The sequence below is a fragment of the Micromonospora sp. WMMD1219 genome (assembly GCF_049315215.1).
Taxonomy (GTDB): domain Bacteria; phylum Actinomycetota; class Actinomycetes; order Mycobacteriales; family Micromonosporaceae; genus Micromonospora; species Micromonospora tulbaghiae.
Genome location: NZ_CP186057.1, coordinates 753,579 through 778,863, shown reverse-complemented (window position 1 = coordinate 778,863; position 25,285 = coordinate 753,579). Strand labels below are relative to the sequence as shown.

At 71.7% G+C, this 25,285-nt stretch carries 23 protein-coding genes; 20 read left to right on the top strand and 3 right to left on the bottom strand.

Features of this window, described 5'->3' with window-relative positions; genetic code table 11:
- The first annotated feature begins 74 nt into the window (after positions 1-74).
- The 12 genes from ACN27C_RS03625 to ACN27C_RS03570 all read left to right on the top strand — a co-directional run bounded on the left by ACN27C_RS03625 (position 75) and on the right by ACN27C_RS03570 (position 15,195).
- Entirely contained in the window at positions 75-1,325 is a 1,251-nt protein-coding gene (locus tag ACN27C_RS03625) for a sugar ABC transporter substrate-binding protein (protein WP_120571702.1), read from the top strand.
- On the top strand, positions 1,325-2,968 hold the full coding sequence (locus tag ACN27C_RS03620; RefSeq protein ID WP_422750429.1) for an ABC transporter permease subunit: 1,644 nt from the start codon (positions 1,325-1,327) through the stop codon (positions 2,966-2,968). The genes ACN27C_RS03625 and ACN27C_RS03620 overlap by 1 nt, the downstream gene beginning before the upstream one ends.
- Entirely contained in the window at positions 2,965-3,864 is a 900-nt protein-coding gene (locus tag ACN27C_RS03615; RefSeq protein ID WP_422750428.1) for a sugar ABC transporter permease, read from the top strand. Before ACN27C_RS03620 ends, ACN27C_RS03615 begins: the two co-directional genes overlap by 4 nt.
- A 143-nt stretch (positions 3,865-4,007) precedes the next feature.
- Positions 4,008-5,819 carry a glycoside hydrolase family 13 protein gene (locus tag ACN27C_RS03610; RefSeq protein ID WP_422750427.1) on the top strand — a complete coding sequence of 604 codons (1,812 nt, stop codon included), beginning with the start codon at positions 4,008-4,010 and terminating at the stop codon, positions 5,817-5,819.
- A gap of 219 nt (positions 5,820-6,038) precedes the next feature.
- Positions 6,039-6,380 carry a hypothetical protein gene (locus tag ACN27C_RS03605; protein WP_091415352.1) on the top strand — a complete coding sequence of 114 codons (342 nt, stop codon included), beginning with the start codon at positions 6,039-6,041 and terminating at the stop codon, positions 6,378-6,380.
- Positions 6,381-6,656: 276 nt separating this feature from the next.
- Positions 6,657-7,727 (top strand): BMP family lipoprotein, encoded by a 1,071-nt coding sequence (locus ACN27C_RS03600; RefSeq protein ID WP_162959377.1) that lies wholly within the window; start codon positions 6,657-6,659, stop codon positions 7,725-7,727.
- A 210-nt stretch (positions 7,728-7,937) separates the two neighbouring features.
- Complete coding sequence (locus tag ACN27C_RS03595) at positions 7,938-9,506, top strand: ABC transporter ATP-binding protein (protein ID WP_199733079.1); 1,569 nt, start codon at positions 7,938-7,940, stop codon at positions 9,504-9,506.
- A 173-nt stretch (positions 9,507-9,679) separates the two neighbouring features.
- Positions 9,680-10,867 carry an ABC transporter permease gene (locus ACN27C_RS03590; RefSeq protein ID WP_374668855.1) on the top strand — a complete coding sequence of 396 codons (1,188 nt, stop codon included), beginning with the start codon at positions 9,680-9,682 and terminating at the stop codon, positions 10,865-10,867.
- Positions 10,868-10,869: 2 nt separating this feature from the next.
- Positions 10,870-12,150, top strand: coding sequence for an ABC transporter permease (locus tag ACN27C_RS03585; protein ID WP_120571694.1), 1,281 nt, complete (start codon positions 10,870-10,872; stop codon positions 12,148-12,150).
- 105 nt (positions 12,151-12,255) lie between these two features.
- Positions 12,256-12,957 (top strand): cytidine deaminase, encoded by a 702-nt coding sequence (locus tag ACN27C_RS03580; RefSeq protein ID WP_120573979.1) that lies wholly within the window; start codon positions 12,256-12,258, stop codon positions 12,955-12,957.
- Positions 12,958-13,132: 175 nt separating this feature from the next.
- Positions 13,133-14,413 (top strand): thymidine phosphorylase, encoded by a 1,281-nt coding sequence (locus ACN27C_RS03575; protein ID WP_358176479.1) that lies wholly within the window; start codon positions 13,133-13,135, stop codon positions 14,411-14,413.
- A gap of 101 nt (positions 14,414-14,514) precedes the next feature.
- Positions 14,515-15,195, top strand: a complete 681-nt coding sequence (locus ACN27C_RS03570) for a DUF4272 domain-containing protein (RefSeq protein ID WP_128136722.1) — start codon at positions 14,515-14,517, stop codon at positions 15,193-15,195.
- A gap of 6 nt (positions 15,196-15,201) precedes the next feature.
- Here ACN27C_RS03570 and ACN27C_RS03565 read toward each other — a convergent pair whose 3' ends face one another.
- Both ACN27C_RS03565 and ACN27C_RS03560 read right to left on the bottom strand, forming a co-directional pair.
- Positions 15,202-16,053, bottom strand: a complete 852-nt coding sequence (locus ACN27C_RS03565; protein ID WP_422750426.1) for a putative RNA methyltransferase — start codon at positions 16,051-16,053, stop codon at positions 15,202-15,204.
- Between the two features lie 3 nt (positions 16,054-16,056).
- Positions 16,057-16,545 carry a MarR family winged helix-turn-helix transcriptional regulator gene (locus ACN27C_RS03560; protein WP_121683549.1) on the bottom strand — a complete coding sequence of 163 codons (489 nt, stop codon included), beginning with the start codon at positions 16,543-16,545 and terminating at the stop codon, positions 16,057-16,059.
- Between the two features lie 57 nt (positions 16,546-16,602).
- Here ACN27C_RS03560 and ACN27C_RS03555 point away from each other — a divergent pair, with 57 nt between their 5' ends.
- Genes ACN27C_RS03555 through ACN27C_RS03540 form a run of 4 tightly spaced genes read left to right on the top strand, consistent with a single transcriptional unit; the run spans position 16,603 to position 19,332 of the window.
- Positions 16,603-17,229, top strand: coding sequence for a YczE/YyaS/YitT family protein (locus ACN27C_RS03555; protein ID WP_422750425.1), 627 nt, complete (start codon positions 16,603-16,605; stop codon positions 17,227-17,229).
- The gene (locus tag ACN27C_RS03550; protein ID WP_422750424.1) at positions 17,217-17,786 is read left to right on the top strand and encodes an NADPH-dependent FMN reductase; all 570 of its coding nucleotides are present in this window, start codon (positions 17,217-17,219) and stop codon (positions 17,784-17,786) included. Before ACN27C_RS03555 ends, ACN27C_RS03550 begins: the two co-directional genes overlap by 13 nt.
- On the top strand, positions 17,783-18,205 hold the full coding sequence (locus tag ACN27C_RS03545; protein ID WP_047892650.1) for a PPOX class F420-dependent oxidoreductase: 423 nt from the start codon (positions 17,783-17,785) through the stop codon (positions 18,203-18,205). The genes ACN27C_RS03550 and ACN27C_RS03545 overlap by 4 nt, the downstream gene beginning before the upstream one ends.
- A gap of 50 nt (positions 18,206-18,255) precedes the next feature.
- A complete protein-coding gene (locus ACN27C_RS03540; RefSeq protein ID WP_120571686.1) occupies positions 18,256-19,332 on the top strand; it encodes an adenosine deaminase in 1,077 nt (358 codons plus the stop codon).
- On the opposite strand, the gene ACN27C_RS03535 is transcribed toward ACN27C_RS03540, so the two are convergent.
- Complete coding sequence (locus ACN27C_RS03535) at positions 19,333-19,599, bottom strand: hypothetical protein (protein WP_228531240.1); 267 nt, start codon at positions 19,597-19,599, stop codon at positions 19,333-19,335.
- Positions 19,600-20,131: 532 nt separating this feature from the next.
- On the opposite strand from ACN27C_RS03535, the gene ACN27C_RS03530 reads away from it, so the two are divergent.
- The 4 genes from ACN27C_RS03530 to ACN27C_RS03515 all read left to right on the top strand — a co-directional run bounded on the left by ACN27C_RS03530 (position 20,132) and on the right by ACN27C_RS03515 (position 25,247).
- A complete protein-coding gene (locus ACN27C_RS03530; RefSeq protein WP_120571684.1) occupies positions 20,132-23,776 on the top strand; it encodes a nitrate- and nitrite sensing domain-containing protein in 3,645 nt (1,214 codons plus the stop codon).
- Positions 23,773-24,177: a roadblock/LC7 domain-containing protein gene (locus ACN27C_RS03525; RefSeq protein WP_013283992.1), complete on the top strand. Its 405-nt coding sequence runs from the start codon at positions 23,773-23,775 to the stop codon at positions 24,175-24,177. Before ACN27C_RS03530 ends, ACN27C_RS03525 begins: the two co-directional genes overlap by 4 nt.
- Before the next feature lie 100 nt (positions 24,178-24,277).
- Positions 24,278-24,652, top strand: coding sequence for a DUF742 domain-containing protein (locus ACN27C_RS03520; RefSeq protein WP_073827018.1), 375 nt, complete (start codon positions 24,278-24,280; stop codon positions 24,650-24,652).
- 1 nt (position 24,653) lies between these two features.
- On the top strand, positions 24,654-25,247 hold the full coding sequence (locus tag ACN27C_RS03515) for a GTP-binding protein (protein ID WP_030501201.1): 594 nt from the start codon (positions 24,654-24,656) through the stop codon (positions 25,245-25,247).
- The last annotated feature ends 38 nt before the right edge of the window (positions 25,248-25,285 follow it).

Below are 25,285 nucleotides of genomic sequence, written 5' to 3'. Positions count from 1 at the left end.
AGCAAGAACTTTCAGAGGTTCCCACTGGCGGGCCGCCCTTCCCCCGGCGGGCCGCCATGACGACAGGAGTACCGATGCGCATCCGTACCGCGGGTGTGGTCGCCGTCCTCGGCCTGGCGCTCGCCGCCTCCGGCTGTGGTGACAGCGGCAGCGACAAGCCGGCCGCCGACGAGTCCGCCAAGGCGACCGGCGGCAAGCTGGTCATCTGGGCCGACGACAAGCGCACGGCCGCCCTCAAGCCGTTCGCCGAGGAGTTCGGCAAGGAGAACGGTGTGACCGTCGAGGTCCAGGCCGTCTCCAAGGACCTGCAGACCAACTTCGTCACCGCCTCTCAGCAGGGCAGCGGCCCGGACGTCGTGGTCGGCGCGCACGACTGGATCGGCAACCTGGTCCAGAACGGCGCCATCGACCCGGTGCAGCTCCCCGCCGAGCAGAAGGCCGGCTTCAACGAGACCGCCGTCAAGGCCGTCACGTTCAACGGCCAGCTCTACGGCGTGCCCTACGCCACCGAGAACGTCGCGCTGATCCGCAACACCGAGCTGGCCCCCGAGGCGCCGAAGACGATCGAGGACCTGGTCGCCGCCGGCAAGAAGCTCAAGGCCGAGAAGAAGGCCAGCGAGATCCTGTGCCTCCAGTCCGGCCAGAACGGCGACGCGTACCACATCTACCCGCTCTACACCTCGGGCGGCGGCTACCTGTTCGGCACCGCGGCGAACGGCGACTACGACCCGAAGGACCTGGGCGTGGGCAAGCCGGAGTCGATCGCTGCCTTCCAGAAGATCGCCAAGCTGGGTGAGAAGGGCGAGGGTGCGCTGAAGCGCTCCATCACCGGCGAGAACTCCATCGCCACCTTCACCGGCAAGAAGTGCGCGTTCCTGGTCTCCGGCCCGTGGGCCGTGGCCGACGCCAAGAAGGCCGGCATCTCCTACGACATCTCCCCGGTCCCCGGCTTCGCGGGTGGCAAGGAGGCCCAGCCGTTCGTGGGTGTCCAGGCGTTCTACGTGGCCGCCAAGGGCAAGAACAAGGCCCTGGCCCAGGAGTTCGTCACCAACTACGTGACCAAGCCCGAGCTGGCCGTCGCGCTGTACAAGGCCGAGCCGCGCCCGCCGGCGCTGACCGCCGCCTTCGACCAGGTCAAGGGCGAGGACGCGGACCTGGCCAAGTTCTCCGAGGCCGGTAAGAACGGCCAGGTGCTCCCGGCGATCCCGGCCATGGCCGCGATCTGGGACCCGTTCGGCAAGGCCGAGGCCGCCATCATCGGCGGCGCCGACCCGGCCAAGACGATCACGGCCGCCGGCAAGACCATCCAGGGTCAGATCAAGTAATGAGCGCGCCGCTGTCCGGCCCGGGGTCTGCACCGCAGGCCCCGGGCCGGGAGCCCGTACGCCGTGGGCTCCCGCGCACGTCCCGTACCGCGCGGCAACACGCGCCGATCACCGCGACCGGCCTCGTCGTCAAGGTGGTCCTGCTCGGCCTGGTGGCCGGGATCGCGATCTGGGCGGCCTTCCCGCTCATCGAGGCCGAACACTGGATCGCGCTGGGCGTCCTGGCGGTCACCACCGCCGGGCTGTTCTACCTCTACCTGAGCCGCCGGCACATCCCGGCCAAGTACCTGGTCCCCGGCACGCTCTTCCTGATCGCGTTCCAGGTCTTCCCGGTGCTCTACACCGCGAGCACCGCGTTCACGAACTTCGGCGACGGGCACCGCGGCAGCAAGGACGACGCGATCGTCGCCGTGCAGACCGCCTCGGTGAAGCAGGTGCCCGGCTCGACCGAGTACAACCTCACCATCGCCACCACCGGCGACCCGGCGACCGGCTCCCTGACCTTCCTGCTCAGCGACCCGAAGACCAAGGAGGTCTTCGCCGGGGACGCGGACGGGCTGCGCAAGCTCGACGCCGCCGACGTCGAGGTGAGCAGCCTCAGCGGCAAGATCACCGCCGCGGACGGCTACACCCTGCTGAACATCGGCCAGGCCAGCAGCCGCAGCGACGCGGTCACCGCGCTCATCGTGCCCACCGACGAGGGCGCCATCCGCTCCAACGGCCTGACCCGCGCGTACGAGGGCAAGGCGATCCGGGCGTACGACGCCGCGTGCGACTGCGTCAAGGACAGCGAGACCGGCAAGACGTGGACCGCCGACGAGGATTCCGGCTCCTTCGTCGCCGCCGACGGCGAACGCCTCGCCCAGGGCTGGAAGGTCGGCGTCGGGCTGAAGAACTTCGCCACGGTGCTCACCGACCGCAACATCTCCGGCCCGTTCTTCGGCACGCTGGCCTGGAACTTCGCGTTCGCGATCGGCTCCACCGGGCTGACGTTCCTGCTCGGCATGGCCATCGCGCTCGCCCTGCACTCACCCCGGATGCGCGGCACCAACCTCTACCGGATGGTGCTGATCCTGCCGTACGCCATGCCGTCGTTCGCCATGCTGCTGATCTGGCGGGACATGTTCAACACCGACTTCGGCCTGCTCAACGACCTGTTCGGGCTGAACGTCGACTGGTTCGGCGGCAACTGGTCGGCCCGTATCGCGGTGCTGCTGGTGCAGTTGTGGCTCGGCTACCCGTACATGTTCCTGGTCGCCACCGGCGCGTTGCAGGCCATCCCGCGGGAGCTGACCGAGGCGACCTCGGTCGACGGCGCGTCGCCCTGGCAGTCGTTCCGGGCCGTCACCCTGCCGCTGCTGCTGGTGGCGCTCTCGCCGCTGCTGATCGCGTCGTTCGCGTACAACTTCAACAACGTCAACGCGATCCTCTTCACCACCGAGGGCGGCCCGTTCGCGCCGGACAACCCGACCAACGGCGCCACCGACCTGCTGATCACCTACACGTACCGGCTCGCGTTCGGCGCACAGGGCGCCGAGTTCGGCCTGGCCGCCACCGTCTCGATCTTCATCTTCGCGATCGTGGCGACGGTCTCGGCGATCAGCTTCCGGCGGACCCGCAAGCAGGAGGAGGTGTACTCGTGACCACCATCGCGGACACGCCCACGCCCACCCGCAGGCCGGCCCGCCGCTCGCGCGGCCGCTGGTTCGCGCAGGTGGGCTGGCGGCACCTGGTCGGACTGCTGGCGGTGGCGTTCAGCCTCTTCCCGATCCTGTTCGTGATCTCGGCGGCGTTCAACCCGCTCGGCACGCTCTCCTCCACCGAGCTGCTGCCGACCGGCGCGTCGCTGGAGAACTTCACGAACCTGTTCGACAACACCGCGTTCGGCCACTGGTTCCTCAACTCGCTGCTGCTGGCGGGCGTGGCCAGCTTCGCGTCGATCTTCCTGTCGTCGCTGGCGGCGTACGCGTTCTCCCGGATGCGCTTCGCCGGGCGGCGGGTCGGCCTGCTCGCGCTGCTGCTGATCCAGATGTTCCCGCAGTTCCTGGCGATCGTGGCGATCTTCCTGATCTTCACCACGCTCACCGACCTCTACCCGGCGATCGGGTTCAACACCCCGTGGGGCCTGTTCCTGCTCTACATGGGTGGCGCGCTCGGCGCGAACACCTGGCTGATGAAGGGCTTCTTCGACACGCTGCCGAAGGAGCTGGACGAGTCGGCGACCATGGACGGCGCGTCGCACGTGCAGGTCTTCTTCCGGATCATGCTGCCGCTGGTGGCGCCGATCCTGGCGGTGACCGGCCTGCTCGCGTTCATCGGGTCGATCAACGAGTTCATCATCGCCAACGTGTTCCTCACCGAACCCGAGTCGAAGACCCTCGCGGTCGGCATGTTCGGCCTGGTCGCGGGCGAGCGCAACAACAACTTCGGGATGTTCGCGGCGGGCACGCTGCTCACCGCGATCCCGACGGTGCTGGTGTTCCAGCTGCTCCAGCGCTACATCGTCTCCGGACTCACCTCCGGAGCGGTCAAGGGCTGAGCCTCCTCGGCTCACGCTGCGGCAAGGGCGTCGTGTCGGCGTACACCGGAGCGGTTTGAAGGGCGGACCGCCGCGGTCGGGTGAAACCGGCCGCGGCGGGTGCCCGCCCCTCTCCCTGTCGGTACGACGCGAAAGGCAGCACCATGTCTCTTCAGCCGCACCACGACGGCTCCGCCACCTACGTCCCGGAGCAGGAGCCCGCGCTCGGGCAGACCGTGCCGGTCTTCGTCCGGGTACCGGCCGGATCCGGCGTCTCCCAGGTGCACGTGCGCACCACCGGCGACGGCGAGCCGCGCTTCGCCGAGGCGCGGATCGACCGCACCGACGGCGGCGACGTGTGGTGGCGGGCCGACGTCGAGGTCCGCAACCCGGTCAGCAACTACCGTTTCCTGCTCGACGGCGAGCGCGGCGCCCGCTGGCTCAACGCGGCCGGGCTGGCCGGCCACGACGTACCGGACAACGGCGACTTCAAGCTGGTCGGCTACGCCCCGCCGCCGGCCTGGGCCCGCGACGCCGTGATCTACCAGATCTTCCCGGACCGGTTCGCCCGCTCGGCCGCCGCCGACGGCCGGATCGCCCCGGACTGGGCGATCCCGTGCGACTGGGACACCCCGGTCGTCGGCCACGGCCCGGAGACGCCCCGCCAGTTCTACGGCGGCGACCTCGACGGCGTCACCGAGCACCTGGACCACCTGGACCGGCTCGGCGTCAACACCGTCTACCTCACGCCGGTCTTCCCGGCGCGCTCCAACCACAGGTACGACGCGTCGAGCTTCGACACCGTCGACCCGCTGCTCGGCGGCGACGCGGCGCTGGCCCGGCTCGCCGACGCGGTGCACGCCCGGGGCTGGCGGCTGCTCGGCGACATCACCAGCAACCACACCGGCGACGCCCACCACTGGTTCACCGCCGCCGTCTCCGACGTGCACGCTCCGGAACGCGAGCTGTACTACTTCGACCTGCCCGGCTCGGACTACGAGTCGTGGAACGGGGTGAAGTCGCTGCCGAAGCTGAACTGGGGCAGCGCCGAGTTGCGCCGCCGGTTCGCCACCGCCGAGGACTCGCTGCTGCGCCGCTGGCTGCGCCCGCCGTACGGGCTGGACGGCTGGCGGGTCGACGTGGCGAACATGACCGGGCGGCGCGGCGCGGACGCGTACACCCACGAGGTGGCGCGGCTGCTGCGCGAGGTGGTGGCGCAGACCCGGCCGGACGGGCTGCTGCTCGCCGAGCACGGCCACGACCACACCGGTGACCTGGACCGCGACGGCTGGCACGGGACGATGAACTACGTCGGCTTCACCGACCCGGTCTGGTCCTGGCTGCGCCACGGCGACGACCCGGTGCCGAACTTCCTCGGCACCCCGGGCGGGGTACGGCGGCGCGACGCCGCGGCGATCCTCGCCACCATGAACACCTACCGGTCGCTGGTGTCCTGGCGGTCGTACACGCACTCGTGGCAGCTGCTCGGCTCGCACGACTCGGCCCGGATCCGCACGGTGGTCGGCGACGCGGCCCGGCAGGAGGTGGCGGCCGGGCTGCTCGCCACCATGCCCGGCACGCCTGTGGTCTTCGCCGGGGACGAGCTGGGCCTGACCGGTACGAACGGGGAGGGCTCGCGTACCCCGATGCCGTGGCACCGGCCGGAGAGCTGGGACCGGCGCACGTTCGACGCGTACCGGTCGTTGCTGACGCTGCGCCGCGACGAGCCGGCGCTGCGGCACGGCGGCCTGCGCTGGGTGCACGCGGACGCGGACACGCTGGTCTTCCTGCGCGAGGCGCCCACATCGACGGTGCTGGTGCTGGCGAGACGCGCCCCCGGCACCCCGGTCCGCCTGACCGGCCTGCCAAACGCCGAGAACGTCTACGGCAACGCCCCCGCCCTGCGCCCCGACGCCGAGGGCGCGGTGACCCTCCCCGCCGACGGCCCCACGTTCCAGGTCTGGCGCCTGCCCTGATCCCGTGCCCCCCGTGCCCCCGCCCCCCGCCCCGCCCCGCCCCGTCGATCTTGCGGTTCCGGGCCCGTGTGGCGCGGCTTTCGTCCCGGATGCCGGGGCGGCACCTGCAAGATCGCGGGGGAGGGGGGTGAGGGGGGAGGGCCGGGGGTGGGTCACGGTATGACGGCGGTCGGCGGGGTGACTACTACGTTGCGTCGTTGATGGGGGAGGATGGGGCGCGTGGAAGCTCTTCGACTGATTCTTCTCTACGTCCATCTGATCGGCTTCGCGCTGCTGCTCGGTGGTGCGATCGCCCAGTACGTCACCGGCCGGCTGCGGATCAACGCGGCCATGCTCTGGGGCGCGATCATCCAGATCCTCACCGGCATCGGGCTGTCCGCTCCGCTGCGGGACGGGGACGAGCCGGCCCCGGCGAAACTTGTTACCAAGTTGGTGCTCGCGCTGCTCATCTTCGTCATGGTCTTCTTCTCCCGGAAGCGGGAGAGCGTCAACCGTGGCCACTTCCTCGCGATCGTCGGGTTGACGCTGGTCAACGCGGCCGTCGCGGTGTTCTGGCGTTAGTTCGCCGCAAGTCGGGGAAGCTCGGGAAAACGGACGTTAGCGACACCGCCACGCACGCCTACCGGCCGGATAAGTGACGTGCCCCACGCAAGGGTTACACCGGGGTAACGGACGCTCAACAGTCGTGCACGATTGTCGGCCGGTGGGTGGGCGCGGGCGTACGCTCCCGTCCGTAACGTGGGACGCCGGCGGCACACCGCAGGCCGGCGAAGGGCTGCACGCCGCGCACGACGCGGTGTGCAAGGGGAAGGAGACGTCTTGCGCTCTGTGCGTGGGATGCGGATCGCCTCCGTCATTGCGGCGGGTGGACTCGTGCTGGGCGCTGCCGCGTGTGGTGAGGCTCCGGACGACGACAACAACGCCGGCGGCGACGGCGGCAAGAAGTTCAGCGCCTGCATGGTGACCGACGTCGGCGGCGTCGACGACAAGTCCTTCAACGCCTCGGCCTGGAAGGGCCTGCAGGAGGCGAAGAAGGAGAACGACAAGATCGACATCAAGTACGTCCAGTCGAAGGCCGAGGCGGACTACGAGGTCAACCTGACCGGGTTCGTCAACCAGAAGTGCGACTTCATCCTGGCCGTCGGTGGCCTGATGTCGGACGCCACCAAGGCGGCGGCTGAGAAGAACCCGAACCAGCAGTTCGCCATCGTCGACGCCAACCCGGGTGTGTCGAACGTCTACCCGATGCAGTTCGACACCGCGCAGGCGGGCTTCCAGGCCGGCTACCTGGCCGCCGGGATGAGCAAGTCCGGCAAGGTCGGCACCTACGGCGGCCTGCCGATCCCGCCGGTCACCATCTTCATGGACGGCTTCGCCGACGGCGTGGCGTACTACAACAAGGCCAAGAGCAAGAACGTCCAGGTGCTGGGCTGGGACAAGGCCACCCAGAAGGGCTCCTTCGCCAACTCGTTCGAGAAGCAGGACGAGGGCAAGAAGGTCTCCGACGCGCTCGTCGCGCAGGGCGCCGACATCGTGATGCCGGTCGCCGGTGGCGCCGGTCTCGGCACCACCTCCGCGGCCAAGGCCTCGGGCGGCAAGTACTCGGTCGTCTGGGTGGACATCGACGGCTGCGAGAGCACCCCGGACTGCTCGGCGATCCTGACCACCGTGGTCAAGAACATCCCGGACGCCGTCAAGGAGGCCGCGCTGAAGGCCGCCGGTGGCGAGAAGCTCGAGGCCACCCCGGGCTTCGTCGGCACGCTGGCCAACGACGGCGTCTCGATCGCCCCGTACCACGACTTCGACAGCAAGGTCCCGGCGGACCTGAAGGCCGAGGTCGACAAGATCAAGGCGGACATCGCCGCCGGCACCATCACCGTCACCTCGAAGGCCCAGCCGACCAAGTGACAGCCCCGCCGGCCACCGCGGTGCCATCATCGGCAGCGAGGGCCGGCGGGCACCAGCTCTGACGATCCGGCCGTCCCGGCGCCACGGGGAAGGTACCCCCGGTGCCGGGGCGGCCGATCACCTTGAATCCCCCGGAACATCCCCACCCGGCGTGGTGGCGGCGCGGCAGGTCGCTACGCTGCACCATCGCTCGCACTCCAGGAGGTTGCGCTGAGACTCGAACTGCGCGGCATCACCAAACGGTTCGGTGATCTGGTCGCCAACGACCACATCGACCTGACGGTGGAGCCTGGAGAGATCCACGCCCTGCTCGGCGAGAACGGCGCCGGCAAGTCGACCCTGATGAACGTGCTCTACGGCCTCTACCAGCCGGACGAGGGCGAGATCCTGGTCGACGGCAAGCCGCTGAAGCTGAAGGGCCCGTCGGACGCGATCGCCGCCGGGATCGGGATGGTGCACCAGCACTTCATGCTGGTGCCGGTCTTCACCGTGGCCGAGAACGTGATGCTCGGCGCCGAGCAGGTCAGGGGGCCGTTCGCCGGCATTCTCGACCGGCGGCGCGCCCGGCGCGAGGTCGCCGAGGTCTCCGAGCGGTACAACCTGCGGGTCGACCCGGACGCGGTGATCGAGGACCTGCCGGTCGGCATCCAGCAGCGGGTGGAGATCGTCAAGGCCCTCACCCGCGACGTCGACCTGCTGATCCTCGACGAGCCCACGGCCGTGCTCACGCCGCAGGAGACCGAGGAACTGCTCACCGTCATGCGGTCGCTCAAGGCCGCCGGCAAGTCGATCGTGTTCATCACCCACAAGCTGGGCGAGGTGAAGGCCATCGCCGACCGGATCACCGTGATCCGGCGCGGGAAGACGGTCGGCACCGCCGAGCCGAGCGCCAGCCGGGACGAGCTGGCCGCGCTGATGGTGGGACGCAGCGTCCGGCTGACCGTGGACAAGAAGCCGGCCACCCCTGGTAAGCCGATCCTGGAGGTCGCCGGCCTGGTCGTGGACGACGACCGGCAGGTACGCGCGGTCGACGGCGTCGACCTGACCGTGCACGCCGGTGAGGTGCTCGGCGTGGCGGGCGTGCAGGGCAACGGCCAGACCGAGCTGATCGAGGCGATCATGGGCCTGCGCCCGGTGCTCGCCGGCACGATCAGCCTCGACGGCGAACCGACGCACGGCTGGTCGACCAAGAAGGTGCTCCGCGCCGGCGTCGGCTACGTGCCGGAGGACCGCAGCGTGGACGGCCTGGTCAAGGAGTTCTCCGTGGCGGAGAACCTGGTGCTGGACATCTACGACCGGCCGCCGTTCGGCAAGGGCCTGTCGCTCAAGCCCGACGCCATCGCGAAGTCGGCGCGGGAGCGGATCGAGCAGTTCGACGTCCGCACCTCCTCGGCCGACGCGGCGGTCGGCACGCTCTCCGGCGGCAACCAGCAGAAGGTGATCGTGGCCCGGGAACTGTCCCGGCCGCTGAAGCTCTTCATCGCCGCCCAGCCCACCCGGGGCGTGGACGTCGGCTCGATCGAGTTCATCCACAGCCGGGTCATCCGCGAGCGGGACATCGGCACCGCGGTCATGGTGGTCTCCAGCGAACTGGACGAGGTGATCGGCCTGGCCGACCGGATCGCGGTCATGTACCGCGGCCGGATCATCGGCATCGTCGGCCCGGACACCCCGCGCGAGGAGATCGGCCTGCTGATGGCCGGCATCACCCCGGACGCCGCCACCCCGGACGCCGCCACCGCGACCGAGGACGGCCCTGGCAACGAGGACGAGGCATGACCAACCCGAACCCCGACTCGGGCTCACCGGACAAGGAGCCGGCGACCGAGGCGCAGGAGTCGCTGAGCGAGGCCCGGGCGACGCCGACGCAGCCGGCCGGTGACACCGAGCAGACGGTGCCCGCCACCGCGACCGCGAAGAAGCCGGCTCCGGGCGGAGAGTCCCGCCCGAGCATGGGCCGGATGTTCCTGGACAACCTCTGGGCGTCCAACACGTTCACCGTGACGGTGCTCGCGGTGCTGCTGGCCATGGTGGTCGGCGCGGTGCTGATCATCGTGTCCGACCCGGAGGTGCTCGCCACCTACAGCTACATCACGGCCCGTCCCACGGACGCGCTGAACGCCAGCTGGACGGTGGTCAGCGAGGCGTACGCGAACCTGTTCAAGGGCGCGATCTTCGACCCGGAGGCGGTCGGCTTCACCGCCGCCCTCAGCCCGATCTCGGAGACGCTCACCTACGCCGCGCCGCTCGTCTTCACCGGTCTGTCGGTGGCGCTCGCCTTCCGCGGCGGCCTGTTCAACATCGGCGCCCAGGGCCAGGCGACGATCGCCGTCATCCTGGCCGCCGTGGCCGGCTTCGCGCTGCCGCTGCCGCCCGTCGTGCACCTGCTGGTGGCGCTGATCGCCGGCGCGCTCGGCGGCGCGCTCTGGGGCTTCATCCCCGGCATCCTGAAGGCACGGGCCGGCGCGCACGAGGTGATCAACACGATCATGCTCAACTACGTGGCGGTCTACTTCCTGTCCTGGATCATCGTCCAGAACGGGGTGCAGAACCCGAACCGGTCGGACGCCATCAGCAAGCCGGTCGACTCCTCCGCGCAGTTGCCCCGCCTGCTCGGCGACGACCTGCGGGTGCACGCCGGCATCCTGCTCGCGGTGGCGGCCACCTGGTTCATCGCCTGGCTGCTCAACCGCTCCACGCTCGGCTTCGAGCTGCGGGCCGTGGGCGCGAACCCGGACGCGGCCCGCACCGCCGGCATCAGCGTGACCAAGACGTACGTGCTGGTGATGGTGTTCGCGGGCATGCTGGCCGGCCTGGGCGGCTCGACCATGGTGCTCGGCACCACAGCGACCGCGCTGACCCCGCTGGTGATCGCGCAGATCGGCTTCGACGGCATCCTGGTCGCGCTGCTCGGCCGCGTGAAGCCGTGGGGTGTGCTGCTGGCCGCGCTGCTGTTCGGCGCGCTCCAGGCCGGTGGCAACCGGATGCAGTCGTACTCCGGCATCTCGCTGGAACTGGTCACCGTGCTCCAGGCGCTCATCGTCATCTTCATCGCCGCGCCTGCCCTGGTGAAGACGATCTTCCAGCTCCGGGCGGCCCGCGCCGCCCGGTTGCAGACGAGCCTCGCGAAGGGCTGGTGAGCATGTCCACCACCGCTGTCCCCGAGGTCGCCGTTACCGCGGTCGACGAGGGTTTCTGGACCCGCAACCGGAAGATCGGCGCGGTCCTGCTGGCGCTCGGCGTGCTCGCGGCGGTGCTGTTCGGCGCGCTCGCGACCGACCAGCACGCGCGGTTCACGCTCAGCGAGACCGAGGGCGGGGCCGCCCTGGAGATCAACGGTACGGTCGGCGCGATCCTGTTCGGGCTGATCACCGCCGCGGCCGGAGGGGCGCTGCTGGCCGGTGTGCCGAAGCGCTGGTTCACGCTGCTGCTCGGCGCCGGGCTGGTCGCCTTCGTGCTGAGCTTCCTGTGCTGGCAGGTCTCCGCCGCGCCCGAGGGCCGCAACTTCATGCCGCTGGTGAACGTCGTCCGCGGCACGTTCATCCTGGCCCTGCCGCTGATCTTCGGTGCGCTCGCCGGTGTGCTCTGCGAGCGTTCCGGCGTGGTGAACGTGGCGATCGAGGGCCAGCTCCTGATGGGCGCCTTCTCCGGCGCGCTGTTCGGCAGCATGTCCGGCAGCGTCTGGGTGGGCCTGGTGGCCGCCGCCATCGGCGGCGCGTTCATCTCGTTCCTGCTGGCCGTGTTCTCCATCCGCTACCTGGTCGACCAGGTGGTCATGGGCATCGTGCTCAACCTGCTCGCGGTCGGCATCACCGGCTTCCTCTACGAGCGGCTGATGCAGACCGACGCGGCGAAGTACAACAGCGCGCCCCGGTTCAGCAACTGGGAGATCCCGCTGCTGTCCGACATCCCGCTGCTCGGTCCGGCGCTGTTCCGGGGCAACATCTTCCTCTACCTCGGCCTGCTGCTGGTGCTCGTCATCCACCTGGCGCTGTTCCGTACCCGGTGGGGCCTGCGGACCCGCTCGGTGGGCGAGCACCCGACCGCCGCGGACACGCTGGGCGTGAAGGTGCTGCGGCTGCGCTACCGCAACGTGATCCTGGCCGGTCTGGTGGCCGGTGTCGGCGGCGCCTCGTACACGCTGGCGCTCTACTCGTTCACCAAGAACATGATCGGCGGTAAGGGCTTCATCGCCCTGGCCGCGCTGATCTTCGGCCGGTGGAGCCCGACCGGCGCGCTGCTCGCGGCGCTGTTCTTCGGCTTCGCCGACCAGCTCGCCACCTACCTGGGCGCGATCGGCAGCAGCATCCCGAGCCAGTTCCTGGCGATGCTGCCGTACCTGGCGACGATCCTGGCCGTGGCCGGGCTGGTCGGCAAGGTCCGGGCGCCGGCCGCCGACGGCAAGCCGTACATCAAGGGCTGACCGCCCGCGGCGACACCGTGCCCGGCGGGGCGACCCGCCGGGCATCGTCGTCTCCGGCCGCGCTCGCGACCGATCGGGCGTGAATTGGGCAGAATGGGAGTCGTGATGGAGATCGACTGGGAGCGGTTGCGTACCGCCGCCACCGAGGTGATGCGGCACGCCTACGTGCCGTACTCGAAGTTCCCGGTGGGTGCCGCCGCGCTCGTCGACGACGGCCGGGTCGTCGTCGGCTGCAACGTGGAGAACGCCGGGTACGGCGTCACGCTCTGCGCCGAGTGCGGCGTGGTCTCGCAGCTGCACGCGACCGGCGGGGGCCGGATCGTGGCGCTGTCCTGCGTCGACGCCACCGGTGAGCCGCTGATGCCGTGCGGCCGGTGCCGGCAGCTGCTCTGGGAGCAGGGCGGCCCGGAGTGCCTGGTCGAGGCGAAGGGCGGCCCGCTGCGGATGGCGGAGCTGCTGCCGCACGCCTTCGACGTGGCCGACATCGAGGCGGTGACCGGCGAGCATCCGGTGCCTGTGGTGCCGGACCGGCTGGCCGCCTGGCGGGGCCGGGGCACCGTGTTCGTGCACCCCGACCTGTCCGCCGGGCAGCAGGTCTGGACGACGTACTGGGAGCGGTCGTCCGGTGACACCGCGGACGCCGAGACCGGTGTGCTGGAGGAGGGCTCGACCTGGGACGACCCGGCCGGGGCGATCGAGTGGGGGCTGGCTCGGACGCCGCGCGTGGTGGTGGTGGACGCCTCGGGCACGATCTTCTGGGCTGGTGAGGGTGAGCCTCCTTCGGAGATTCCGGTTCGCTGGGGTTGAGACCGGGTTGCGTCGGGTTAAGTCCGGTTGCGGTGGGGGCCGGGGCCGACCGTGCCCGGCTCCGGGCGGTCAGGCTTGATCCCTCCGCCGGGCACGGTCGGCCCCGGCCGGACCTGGTCACCGTTCGCGGGGGCGTGGCCGTGGCGATTGTTGATCTATTGATGGGAACTCAAAGGTGAGTGCTTTTACGGCGGTTGACGTCATCCGGGCGAAGCGGGACGGGGGTGTGCTGAGCGACGGGCAGATCGACTGGGTGGTCGACGCGTACACCAAGGGTCTGGTCGCCGACGAGCAGATGTCGGCGCTGGCCATGGCGATCCTGCTGCGCGGCATGACCGCGCCGGAGATCGCCCGGTGGACGGCCGCCATGATCGCCAGCGGCGAGCGGCTCGACCTGTCGCCGGTGTCCCGGCCGACCGTGGACAAGCACTCCACCGGCGGCGTCGGTGACAAGATCACCCTGCCGCTGACCCCGCTGGTGGCCGCGTGCGGCGCGGCGGTGCCGCAGCTGTCCGGCCGGGGCCTGGGCCACACCGGCGGCACGCTGGACAAGCTGGAGTCGATCCCGGGCTGGCGGGCGGCGCTCACCAACGACGAGTTCATCGCCCAGCTCCGCGACGTGGGCGCGGTGATCTGCGCGGCCGGCGACGGGCTCGCCCCGGCCGACCGCAAGCTGTACGCGCTGCGCGACGTCACCGGCACTGTCGAGGCGATCCCGCTGATCGCCAGCTCGATCATGAGCAAGAAGATCGCCGAGGGGACCGGCGCGCTGGTGCTCGACGTGAAGGTCGGCTCCGGTGCCTTCATGAAGAACGTCGACGACGCCCGCGAGCTGGCCCGCACCATGGTCGAGCTGGGCGGTGCGCACGGTGTGCGGACCGTCGCCCTGCTCACCGACATGTCCACCCCGCTGGGCCTGGCCGTGGGCAACGCGGTCGAGGTGACCGAGTCGGTGGAGGTGCTCGCCGGTGGCGGTCCGGCCGACGTGGTGGAGCTGACGCTGGCGCTGGCCCGGGAGATGCTCGACGCGGCCGGCCTGCCGGACGCCGACCCGGCCGCGGCGCTGCGGGACGGCCGGGCGATGGACTCCTGGCGCACGATGATCCGGGCGCAGGGCGGTGACCCGGACGCCCCGATGCCCGTCGCGAACGAGGTCGAGGTGGTCACCGCGGCCGAGGACGGGTGGGTCGCCGAGGTCGACGCGTACGCCATCGGGGTCGCGGCCTGGCGGCTCGGCGCGGGCCGGGCCCGCAAGGAGGACCCGGTGAGCATCCCGGCCGGCGTGGTGCTGCACCGGCGTCCCGGTGACCGGGTGCGCGCCGGTGACCCGCTGTTCGAGCTGCGCGCCGAGCACGCCGAGCGGATCCCGGCCGCGCTGGCCGAGGCGCGCCGGGCGGTACGGATCGCGTCGGACGCGCCGGAGACTGCGCCTCTCGTCGTCGAGCGGATCGGCTGACCGGGACCGGCCATGGTGCCGGCCCGGCCGGAGCCGCTATCCTCCCAGGCCAGGGGGGATCGGCCGGCGACGAGCCGAGGTGAGCAGACAGGGGCTTGACCGTGCGCGTACCCGCTCCCGATCCCCGGGCCGTCCGGGAGGCGAGCCTGGACGAGTTGTCCCGGCTGGGTCTTCCGCTGCCGCCGCCGCAGTTCCCGCTGGTGTGGGAGCCGGGCGACGAGATCGAACTGCGTCCGACCCCGGAGATCGAGGCGCGGATCGCGGTGCTGCACGTGATCCTGGCCCGCTGCTTCGGGATGCCCGCGCGGGCGGCGACGGGCTGGCTGCTGGAGTCGCACCTGGTCGACTCGGTGACGCCGCCGGAGTGGCAGTTCGTGATGGGCGGCCGGGGCGACCACAGGTCGTTCGTGCTGCACCACGACGCCTTGTTCTCGCTGGCCTGGGTGCTCGGACTGGCCAAGGAACTGGACCCGACGGTGCCGGTGGACGAGCGGCTGGTCGAGCGGATGCCGAACCTGGTCGCGGGGGAGACGTTCGGCCAGTGGCGGGCCCGGATCCTGGCCGCGCCGCAGCATCCCGGTGACGCCGCGGCCCTGCTCGACCTGCACTACTGCCTGGACTGGGCGTACCTGGAGACCGAGAAGGCCGGCGGCGCGCTGCCGGGGCTGGTGGACGCGAACGCGATCGGGCAGCGCCGGTGGGCGCTGGAGTGGGCGGTGGTGCTGCGTGGGCCGTACCACGACGAACCGCCGGGCTGGGAAGAGGTCGACCTCTCCACCTGAGGCGGGTCAGCGCGGGCGGTGCACGCCGAGCCGGACCGAGAGCGTGACCGGCACCGGCTCGGGCAGCGCGGCGATGCGCGCGGCGAGCCGTCGCGGGTCGGCGTGCCAGGCGCTCGGTCCCATCCCGACGAGCGTGGTCACCTCGGCGCGGGTGAGCGCGAGCCGGGCCCGGTGCCCGGTCGCGGACTCCTCGGCGAAGTGGCCGCCGAGGCTGCCGGCGACCCGGTCGGCCTTGTCCGGGTCCACCCGCAGCAGGTCCAGCGCGTCGACGAGCTCGGTGAGGTGGTCGGCGGCCGGGGTGACCACCAGCAGCGCGCCGCCGGGGTCGAGCACCCGGTGGAACTCGGGGCCGTTGCGCGGCGCGAACACGTTCAGCAGCACGGCGGTGGACCGGTCGGCCAGCGGCAGCCGCTGCCACGTGTCGGCCAGCGCGGCGGCGGCCCGCGGGTGCGCCCGGGCCGCGCGGCGCAGCGCCGGCTTGGAGACGTCCAGGGCCAGGCCGGCGGCGTCCGGCAGCGCCGCCAGCACCGCCGCGAGGTAGTGCCCGGTGCCGGCGCCGGCATCGACCACCAGGGGGTACGGGTCGGAGCCCGCGACGCGTACCGCGGTGCCGGCGAGCGCGGCGGCGACGGTGTCGTAGTGGCCGGCGGCGAGGAAGCCGGCGCGGGCGGCGACCATCTCGGCGCTGTCCCCGGTGTGCGGGGCGCGACCGGCGAGCAGGTTCACGTATCCCTGCCGGGCGATGTCGAAGCTGTGCCCGCGCGGACAGCGCAGCGCGCGGGCGGTGCCGGCGGTGGCCTCGGCGAGCGGTTCGGCGCAGACCGGGCAGCGCAGCCGGGCGAGGACGCGGTCGTCCACGGCTCAGCCCTCCGCTGCTTCCGGGCGGCCGGTGGGACGGCCGGTGAGGTGGTCGATCACCCGTTGGCTGAGCGTGCCGAGCGCGGCCACCTCGGCCGGGGTGAGCCGGTCGATCAGGTGCCGGCGGACGGCGGCCACGTGCCCGGGCGCGGCGGCTTCGACGGCCCGGCGCCCGGCCGGGGTGAGCACGACGACCGAGCCGCGGCCGTCGGTGGCGCACTCCTCCCGGCTGACCAGGCCGCGTTGCTGCATCCGGGAGATGTGGTGGGACAGGCGGCTGCGGGACCAGAGCATCCGGTCGGCGAGTTCGCTGAGCCGGAGTCGTTGTTCAGGGGTCTCGGACAGGTCGCTCAGGACGTCGTAGTCCGGCTCGGAGAGGCCGGCGTCCTGCATCAGCTCCCGGGCCAGTTCCAGGTCGAGCAGGCGGCGCATGCGGCGGTAGCCGCGCCACGCGCGGTTCTCCTGCTCGTCCAGCCAGCGCGGTTCGTCCATGCGCCGATCCTACCGGTGTTGTTGACATGTCACCAAGTTGCGGCCTAGGTTGATGACATGTCAACCAAACTGCCGTCCCGGCTGGTGCGGCTGCTCACCGGCCTGGCTCTGTTCGGCGTCAGCGTCGCGCTGATGGTCCGCGCCGACCTCGGGCTCGCGTCCTGGGACGTGCTGCACCAGGGCCTCGCCGACCGCACCGGCCTGCCGATGGGCCTGCTGGTCAACGGCGTGGCGCTGCTGGTGCTGCTGCTGTGGATCCCGTTGCGGCAGCGTCCGGGCATCGGCACCGTGGCGAACGTCGCGCTCGTCGGCCTGGCTCTCGACGCGACGCTGGCCCTGCTGCCGCCGGTCGACCCGCTCGCCGGCCGGATCGGCCTGCTGGCCGCGGGCGTCCTGCTCAACGGCCTCGCCACCGCGCTCTACCTCGGCGCCCGGCTCGGCCCCGGCCCGCGGGACGGGCTGATGACCGGCCTGGCCGCCCGCGGCCTGCCGCTCGGCCCGGCCCGCACCGGGATCGAGGTGACGGTGCTGGCGGTCGGGTGGCTGCTCGGCGGCGCCGTCGGCCCCGGCACCCTGCTCTACGCGATCGGCATCGGGCCGATCGTCGCCTGGTTCGTTCCCCGACTCACCACGCCGGCCCCGGCCGCCGCCCCGACAGGAGTGACCTCACCATGCCCCGCCTGAACGTCGTCGTCGCCAGCACCCGCCCCGGCCGGGTCGGCCGCCGCATCGGTGACTGGTTCACCGAGGCCGCCGTCCGCCACGCCGGCTTCGACGAGGTACGCCTCCTCGACCTGGCCGAGATCGGGTTGCCCTTCCACGACGAGCCGCACCACCCGTCCGAGCGGGTCTACCTGCACGAGCACACCCGCGCCTGGGGCGCCGAGATCGACGCCGGAGACGCCTTCGTCCTGGTGATGCCGGAGTACAACTACGGCTTCAGCGCCCCGCTGAAGAACGCGATCGACTACCTCTACCACGAGTGGCAGCACAAGCCGGTGGGCTTCGTCAGCTACGGCATGACCTCCGGCGGCCTGCGCGCGGTGCAGATGATCAAGCAGGTGGTGACCACGCTGAACATGACCCCGGTCAACGACCAGGTGGTCGTCTTCCTGCGGCAGGCGCTGGACGAGTCGGGCGAGCTGCGACCCGACCCGGGCCGGGAGGAGGCCGCCGCGCTCATGCTCGACCAGCTCGCCCGGCTGGCCGCCGCGCTCGCGCCGCTGCGGGTGAACGCGTGAGCGCCGTGAGCGCCCGGCTCTGGGAGCTGTTCGGCGAGCGCGGGCGCGGGGTGCTCGTCACGCTGCGCCGGGACGGCCGTCCCCAGCTGTCCAACCTCGACTACCTGGCCGAGCCGGGCCTGATCCGCTGCTCCACCACCGGCGACCGGGCGAAGGTGCGCAACCTGCGCCGCGACCCCCGGGCCAGCTTCCACGTCACCACCGCCGACGGCGGGGCGTACGCGGTCGCCGAGGGCACCGTGACGCTCACCCCGCCGGCCGCCGCCACCGACGACGCGACAGTCGACGAACTGGTCGAGGTGTACCGGCGGATCCGGGGCGAGCACCCGGACTGGGCCGACTACCGGGCCGCCATGGTGGCCGACGGGCGGGTGGTGCTGCGGCTCGCGGTGGAGCGGGTGTACGGCTGGCGGCCCTGACCGGCCCGGTCCACCGCCGCGCCCGTACCGGGGGTGACTAGGGTCTGAGCATGGTCGCAATCTCGTACGAGGACATCGTCAAGGTCCCGAAGGCGCTGCTGCACGATCACCTCGACGGCGGCCTGCGGCCCGCGACGATCGTCGAGCTGGCCGCCGAGGTCGGCCACGAACTGCCCACCACCGACCCGGCGGCGCTCGGCGTCTGGTTCACCGAGGCGGCGAACTCCGGCTCGCTGGAGCGCTACCTGGAGACGTTCGCGCACACGGTGGCGGTCATGCAGACCGCCACCGCGTTGCGCCGGGTCGCCCGCGAGTGCGCGCTGGACCTGGCCGCCGACGGTGTGGTCTACGCCGAGGTGCGGTTCGCGCCGGAGCAGCACCTGGAGCAGAACCTGACCCTGGACGAGGTGGTCGACGCGGTGGTCACCGGGTTCCGGGAGGGCAGCGCGCTGGCGGCCGAGGCGGGCAGCCCGATCCGGATCGGCACGCTGCTGACCGCGATGCGGCACGCGGCCCGCTCGCAGGAGATCGCCGAGCTGGCCGTACGGCACCGCGACACCGGGGTGGTCGGCTTCGACATCGCCGGCGCCGAGGCGGGCTTCCCGCCCACCCGGCACCTGGACGCGTTCGAGTACCTCCAGCGGGAGAACTTCCACTTCACCATCCACGCCGGCGAGGCGTTCGGCCTGCCGTCCATCTGGCAGGCGATCCAGTGGTGCGGCGCCGACCGGCTCGGCCACGGCGTACGCATCGTCGACGACATCACCCCGGGCAACCCGCCGGTGCTGGGCCGGCTGGCCGCGTACGTGCGGGACAAGCGCATCCCGCTGGAGCTGTGCCCGTCGTCGAACGTGCAGACCGGTGCCGCGGCCTCGATCGCCGACCACCCGATCGGGCTGCTGCGCGACCTGCGGTTCCGGGTGACGGTGAACACCGACAACCGGCTGATGAGCGGCACCTCGATGTCGCGGGAGATGGCGCTGCTGGTGGAGGCCTTCGGCTACGGCTGGAAGGAACTCCAGTGGTTCACCATCAACGCGATGAAGAGCGCGTTCATCCCGTTCGACGAGCGGCTGCGGATCATCGACGAGGTGATCAAGCCGGCGTACGCCGAACTGATCGGCTGATCACGACTGGCGGGGGTGGCCGGAGAGCAGTGCGGCCACCCCGCGCAGCACCTGCCCGGCCCGGGCCGCCTCGGCGCCCAGCCCGGTCTGCCGGCGCAGCACGGCCGGCTCGGCGCGCAGCAGCGCGACCCCGCGCCGGAGCAGCACCCGGGGTGCCTTGCGCTGCTCGGCGAGGTCCCGGGCGAGGCGGCGCAGGAACGTCGCTCCGCGCGGGCGGCGCAGCGCGTACGCCCCGGCGAGCAGCCCGAGTCGCCGGCACTCGGCCACGATCTCGGCCGCGAAGATCCCCTCGGCGACGAAGATTGGCGATCCGTCGACATCGAATGGCCGGGTGGCTACCCGACGGTCTGCGCCGATCGCATAAACCGGCACTTCGGCCTTGCCCTCACGAGCCAGTCGGGCGATTGTTTGCACCGCCGTGTCCGCATCCCAGGACAAGGGGGACTCCCAATCCACCTGTCCGTTTCGACGCGGACACGTAGGGTCATCGCCGTCCTTGTAGAAGTCGTCCAGGCAGAGCACTGGAAGTCCGGTTCGCTGGGCTATGTATGACTTTCCCGACCCGGAGGGGCCGGCGAGCAAGACGACGCGGTGCGGGTGTTCCATTACCTTCAGTGACTCCGGCCAGACGGATTGCTATCAAATTGCATCAACATCTCATCACACCTCCGGTGAGGGACAACCTGGTCTTTCTCTTTGCGGAGCGGCGTGATGGAATCTCGGAGGTCCGACCCGCCGGGTCGGTCGCTCGGCGTTGCCCTCAGGGTGGCGCGGGGCGCGGTAATGCGAGGGCGGTGACGTGAGCAAACGGCCAACGACGGCGGGCTCCTTCCTGTCGCGGCTGCGCCGGCCGATGAGTCGGCTGCGCGACATGCCGATCTGGTCCAAGCTCGGTCTGATCATGATCGTGCCGACCATCGCCACGGTCGTGGTGGGCACCAGTGGTCTCGTCGACCACCTGGAGACGCTCAACAATGCCAACCGGGCGGGGGATCTGGCCAATCTGATCGGCTACTCGGGTGACCTGGTCGACAGCGTGCAGGACGAGCGGGTCGGTGCCGTGCTCTTCCTCGGCGCGAAGGAGTTCCAGACCCGGGCGCAGTACCAGGAGGGTTACAACCGCGCCAACCAGCGGGTGGACCAGAGGAAGTCGTCCTACCTGCGGCAGCGTGGCGAGATCGACGACCTGCCCCGCAACTTCGTCGGGCTGCTGGACACGATCGACACCCAGCTCAAGGATCTGCCGGCGACCCGCAGCCAGGTGCTGAACGGCAAGCTCAAGATCAATGACGCCGACCAGGCGTACCGGCAGCTGATCGAGGACCTGCTGGCGATCCGCGACTCGGCCACCCAGCTCGCCGGCGACAACGACCTGAGCGACCGGATGCGCGCGGCGGCCGCCGTGGCCCGGCAGAAGGAATACCTGACCCAGCGCCGGGTCGTGGTCCACCAGGCGCTCACCCAGAACCAGTACACCGCCGCGCTGCGCGAGCAGTTCATCGCCAGCGGCACCGGCCAGTCGCAGTCGCTGGCAACCTTCCAGGCCGTCGCCACCGAGCCCGACAAGCTGTTCTACGAGCAGACCGTCTCCGGGCCGGACCTGCGCAAGGCCGACCGCTTCACCAGTTTCATCTCGGGCAACAACAGCGGCTCGATGGAGAACGCCCCGTTCGGGTCGGACCAGTGGGACCAGACCATGGTCGCCAACGCCGAGCTGATCCGGACCGTGGAGGCCCGGCTCGACGGCAACGTGGTCCGGCAGGCCGACGCACTGCGTTCGGACACCCAGCGCCAGGTGTTCCTGGAGACCGGCCTGCTGCTCACCATGCTGCTGCTGGCCATCCTGTTCGCGTACCTGGTGGCCCGCTCCATGGCCCGCTCGCTGCGCGACCTGCGCCAGGGCGCCCTGGCGGTGGCCCAGTACGGGCTGCCGCAGGCGGTCGCCCGGCTGCGCGACCCGCAGGTGACCGGCCAGCTATCCCCGGTGCAACTGGCGAACCAGATCGCCGAGCCGCTGCCGGTGCGCAGCAAGGACGAGTTCGGCCAGGTGACCGAGGCGTTCAACGCCGTCCACCTGGAGGCCGTCCGGACCGCCGCCGAGCAGGCCGCCCTGCGGGCGTCGGTCGCGACCATGTTCGTCAACCTGGCCCGCCGTTCGCAGATCCTGGTCGACCGGCTGATCGGCCACCTCGACCGGCTGGAGCGCGGCGAGGAGGACCCGGACCGCCTGGCCGAGCTGTTCCAGCTCGACCACCTGGCCACCCGGATGCGCCGCAACGACGAGAACCTGCTGGTCCTCGCCGGCGCGGACTCCACCCGTGTGCAGCGTGAGCCCGCCGCCCTGATCGACGTGCTCCGCGCCGCCCAGTCCGAGGTCGAGCACTACACCCGGATCGAGTTCGGCGTGATCGACCGGGACATCGAGGTCGCCGCCCACGCGGTCAACGACCTGGTGCACCTGGTCGCCGAGCTGTTCGACAACGCCACCGCCTTCTCCCCGCCGGACTCGCAGGTCATGGTGGAGGCCCGGCGGGTCGGTGACCGCGCCTCGCTCTACGTGGAGGACCGGGGCATCGGCATCAGCCCGGAGCAGCTCCGTGACCTCAACGAGCGGCTGGCCACGCCGCCGCAGGTGGACGTCGCGGTCTCCCGGATGATGGGCCTGGTCGTGGTCGCGCGGCTGGCCGCCCGGCACGGGGTCCGGGTCGAGCTGCGACCGGGCGCCGACCGGGGCACCGTCGCCGACGTGACGATGCCGACCTCGGTCCTGGTGCCGCGTGCCCTGGCCGGCCGTGGACCGGGCGCGCCGGCCCTGCCGCCCGCCGCCCCGCAGCAGAGCGGACCGACGCCGGCCTTCGGCGCCCTGGCCGCCTTCGGCAACAACAACCCGCCGGGTCTGCCCCCGGCGCCGCACCCGGGCTCCTCGGGCAACCAGGTCACGCTCGGCGGCCGCGCCTTCGACCCGGCGCCGCGCAACGGCTCGGGCACCCCGGCGAACGCCGGTGGCGGCCGGGCCATGCCGGCCTGGTCCGACCTGACCGGCGCCAACCCGTCCGGTGGGGACGGCGGTTTCGGCTCCCGGCCCTCCAACGGCCAGGGATTCGAGCCGCTGCCGCAGCGGCGCAACCCGGGCGAGGGCGACCCGGGCACCAGCGGCCAGCAGCCGGCGATCCCGCGCCAGCTCCCGAGCAGCCCGGAGGCGCGGCCCTACAGCCCGCCGCCGGTCTCCGCGCCGCCGGTCCCGCCGGTGTCCGCGCCGCCGCTGCCCCCGGTCTCCGGCGCACCGGTCTCCGGCAACCCGTACCGCCCGGTCTCGGCCGCACCGGTCTCCGGCGACCCGTTCTCGGGCCGTCCGGTCTCCGCGGCGCCGGTCTCCGGCGACCCGCTGCCGTACCGTCCGGTCTCGGCCGCCCCGGTCTCCGGGCATCCCGCGTCGGCCGCTCCGATCTCCGGACAGCCCGCCGCCGGTCACCCGGCCTCCGCGCCGCCGGCGAACCAGCCGCAGACGCGCCCGATGCCCGCGCCGGGTGTCAGCGCACCGCCGGTCTGGCCCCCGGTCGCGCCGACGCCCGCGCCGGCGCCGGAACGGCCGACGAGCGGCATGGACATGACCACCGAGCTGCCCCGGGTGCCGCGCACGGAGATGCCGGCCACCCCGCGGCCGACGGCCGGCCAGCCGTCCGCCGCTCCGGCCGCGAGCCGGCCGTCCGAGACCCGGCCCGCCACCCCGGCGGCACCGGCGTCGCGGCCGGCCACGCCGCAGCAGGCGGGCAACCGCCAGCGGTACGCGGACGAGACGATGGAGCTGCCGATCTTCCGGGAGCTGGAGTCGGCGTGGTTCCGCACCCGCCGGCCCGGGCCCAACGAGGAGTCGGCGGCACCGGCCGCGACGACGAACGGCGGCGCCGCCACCCAGCAGTTCGCCAAGGTGGACACGGCCGGCCGGCCCGTGCCGCAGACGACACCCGCAACGACAGGTAACACACCGATGGCACACACTCCGACGGCCGGCGGAGCACCGCGTGACAACGGCGCGGCGAACGGGAACACCCGTCCCGCGTACACCGGCGGGTTGCCCACCCGGCAGCCGTCCGCGTCGCCGCAGGGCTCCTCCCCGTGGCAGACCGCGGCCGACGACGGCTGGCGTGCCGCCTCGGCGGCCACCGAGGTGCCGGTCGCGGAGACCACCCAGAAGGGCCTGCCGAAGCGGACGCCGATGGCGCAGCTCGTGCCGGGCAGCATCGACAAGCCTTCCGCGTCGGTGCAGCGACGTACACCGGAGGGGGTCCGGGGTCTGCTCTCGGCCTACCATCGGGGCGTGCAGCGCGGGCGTAACACCGACAGCAACACGACCGGCCCGGAGGGCACTCCGGGCGGGCAGCAGTCCTCGCAGTCTGACTCAGGCCCGGTGGCCGGGAGCGGGCAGAAGGAGCAACAAGGATGACTACTACGCAGGATCTCGGATGGCTGCTCGCCAACTTCGCCGACCGGGTGCCCGGTGTGGCGCACGCGGTCGCGGTCTCGGCCGACGGCCTGCTTCTCGCCTCGTCCCGTGACCTTCCGCGGGACCGCGCCGACCAGCTCGCCGCGATCGCGTCCGGTCTGGTCAGCCTCACCCAGGGCGCGGCCCGCTGCTTCGAGGGCGGGGCGGTGTTGCAGACAGTCGTCGAGATGGACAACGGCTTCCTGTTCCTGATGTCCATCTCGGACGGATCGTCGTTCGCGGTGCTGGCGGCGCGGAGCTGCGACGTGGGTCAGGTCGGGTACGAGATGGCCCTGCTCGTGGACCGGGTGGGCGATGCCCTGACGCCGCAGCCGCGCACGGCTGTGGGGATGATGGGCTGAATGACGCGCTGGCCGGTGGGTCAGGTGCGGGAACAACAACGACAGCGACGGATGTCACCGGGGCGAGCCGGTGCCGGGTACGAGGGAGGTGAGCGGCTACATGGATCGTGACGAGCCGACCGGCGCGTTGGTCCGGCCGTACGCCGTCACCCGCGGTCGTACCCGTCCCCGGCTCGACATCGCCCTGGAGGCACTCGTCGAGACGACGGTGCGCGGCCGAGCGGTTGCCACTGGCAATGGTGGCCACGGTCGTGAACACCAGTACATCGCCGCGTTGTGTGACGGACGTGTGCAGTCGCTCGCCGAGATCGCGGCGCGGATGCAGCTTCCGCTCGGCGTGGCCCGGGTGCTCATCGCCGACATGGCGACGGACGGCCTGGTCGCGGTCCACGAGCCGACCATTTTGGACGACTCCGACGACGCGGTGGGCACTGAACTGCTGGAGAGGGTGCTGAGTGGACTTCGCAGGCTCTGACATGTCGCACCGGCCGCCGGCCCCGAGCGGCCGAGTGACGTCGGCGAAGATCGTTATCGCCGGTGGGTTCGGCGTCGGCAAGACGACGCTGGTCGGCTCGGTCTCCGAGATCACGCCGCTGACCACCGAGGCGATCATGACCTCCGCCGGTGTCGGCGTCGACGACACCCGGCAGGTGCCGGGCAAGACGACGACCACGGTGGCGATGGACTTCGGTCGTATCTCGATCGACCGGGATCTGATCCTGTACCTGTTCGGTACGCCGGGTCAGACGCGGTTCTGGTTCATGTGGGACGAGTTGGTCCGGGGTGCGATCGGCGCGGTGGTGCTCGTCGACACCCGGCGGCTCGCCGACTGCTTCGCCGCCATCGACTTCTTCGAGCACCGGCGGCTGCCGTACCTGGTGGCCATCAACTGCTTCGACGGCATGCAGTACCACGATCCGCAGGACGTCCGGGACGCGCTGGCGATCTCCCGCGACGTGCCGGTGGTGCCGTGCGACGCCCGTAACCGGGAGTCCACGAAGCACGTGCTGATCTCGCTGGTCGAGTACGTGCTCACCATGCGGCGCTCGCGGGCCGTCGCGCCCGCCTGACCGACGCGGAAGCGCCCGGCGGCCTCAGGGCCACCGGG

Bases quoted from the DNA above. Each gene is read 5' to 3' on its own strand.
- ACN27C_RS03625 (WP_120571702.1), top strand. From the start codon at position 75: ATGCGCATCCGTACCGCGGGTGTGGTCGCCGTCCTCGGCCTGGCGCTC.
- ACN27C_RS03620 (WP_422750429.1), top strand. From the start codon at position 1,325: ATGAGCGCGCCGCTGTCCGGCCCGGGGTCTGCACCGCAGGCCCCGGGC.
- ACN27C_RS03610 (WP_422750427.1), top strand. From the start codon at position 4,008: ATGTCTCTTCAGCCGCACCACGACGGCTCCGCCACCTACGTCCCGGAG.
- ACN27C_RS03600 (WP_162959377.1), top strand. From the start codon at position 6,657: ATGCGGATCGCCTCCGTCATTGCGGCGGGTGGACTCGTGCTGGGCGCT.
- ACN27C_RS03590 (WP_374668855.1), top strand. From the start codon at position 9,680: ATGGGCCGGATGTTCCTGGACAACCTCTGGGCGTCCAACACGTTCACC.
- ACN27C_RS03585 (WP_120571694.1), top strand. From the start codon at position 10,870: ATGTCCACCACCGCTGTCCCCGAGGTCGCCGTTACCGCGGTCGACGAG.
- ACN27C_RS03580 (WP_120573979.1), top strand. From the start codon at position 12,256: ATGGAGATCGACTGGGAGCGGTTGCGTACCGCCGCCACCGAGGTGATG.
- ACN27C_RS03560 (WP_121683549.1), bottom strand. From the start codon at position 16,545: ATGGACGAACCGCGCTGGCTGGACGAGCAGGAGAACCGCGCGTGGCGC.
- ACN27C_RS03555 (WP_422750425.1), top strand. From the start codon at position 16,603: ATGTCAACCAAACTGCCGTCCCGGCTGGTGCGGCTGCTCACCGGCCTG.
- ACN27C_RS03550 (WP_422750424.1), top strand. From the start codon at position 17,217: ATGCCCCGCCTGAACGTCGTCGTCGCCAGCACCCGCCCCGGCCGGGTC.
- ACN27C_RS03540 (WP_120571686.1), top strand. From the start codon at position 18,256: ATGGTCGCAATCTCGTACGAGGACATCGTCAAGGTCCCGAAGGCGCTG.
- ACN27C_RS03525 (WP_013283992.1), top strand. From the start codon at position 23,773: ATGACTACTACGCAGGATCTCGGATGGCTGCTCGCCAACTTCGCCGAC.
- ACN27C_RS03520 (WP_073827018.1), top strand. From the start codon at position 24,278: ATGGATCGTGACGAGCCGACCGGCGCGTTGGTCCGGCCGTACGCCGTC.
- ACN27C_RS03515 (WP_030501201.1), top strand. From the start codon at position 24,654: ATGTCGCACCGGCCGCCGGCCCCGAGCGGCCGAGTGACGTCGGCGAAG.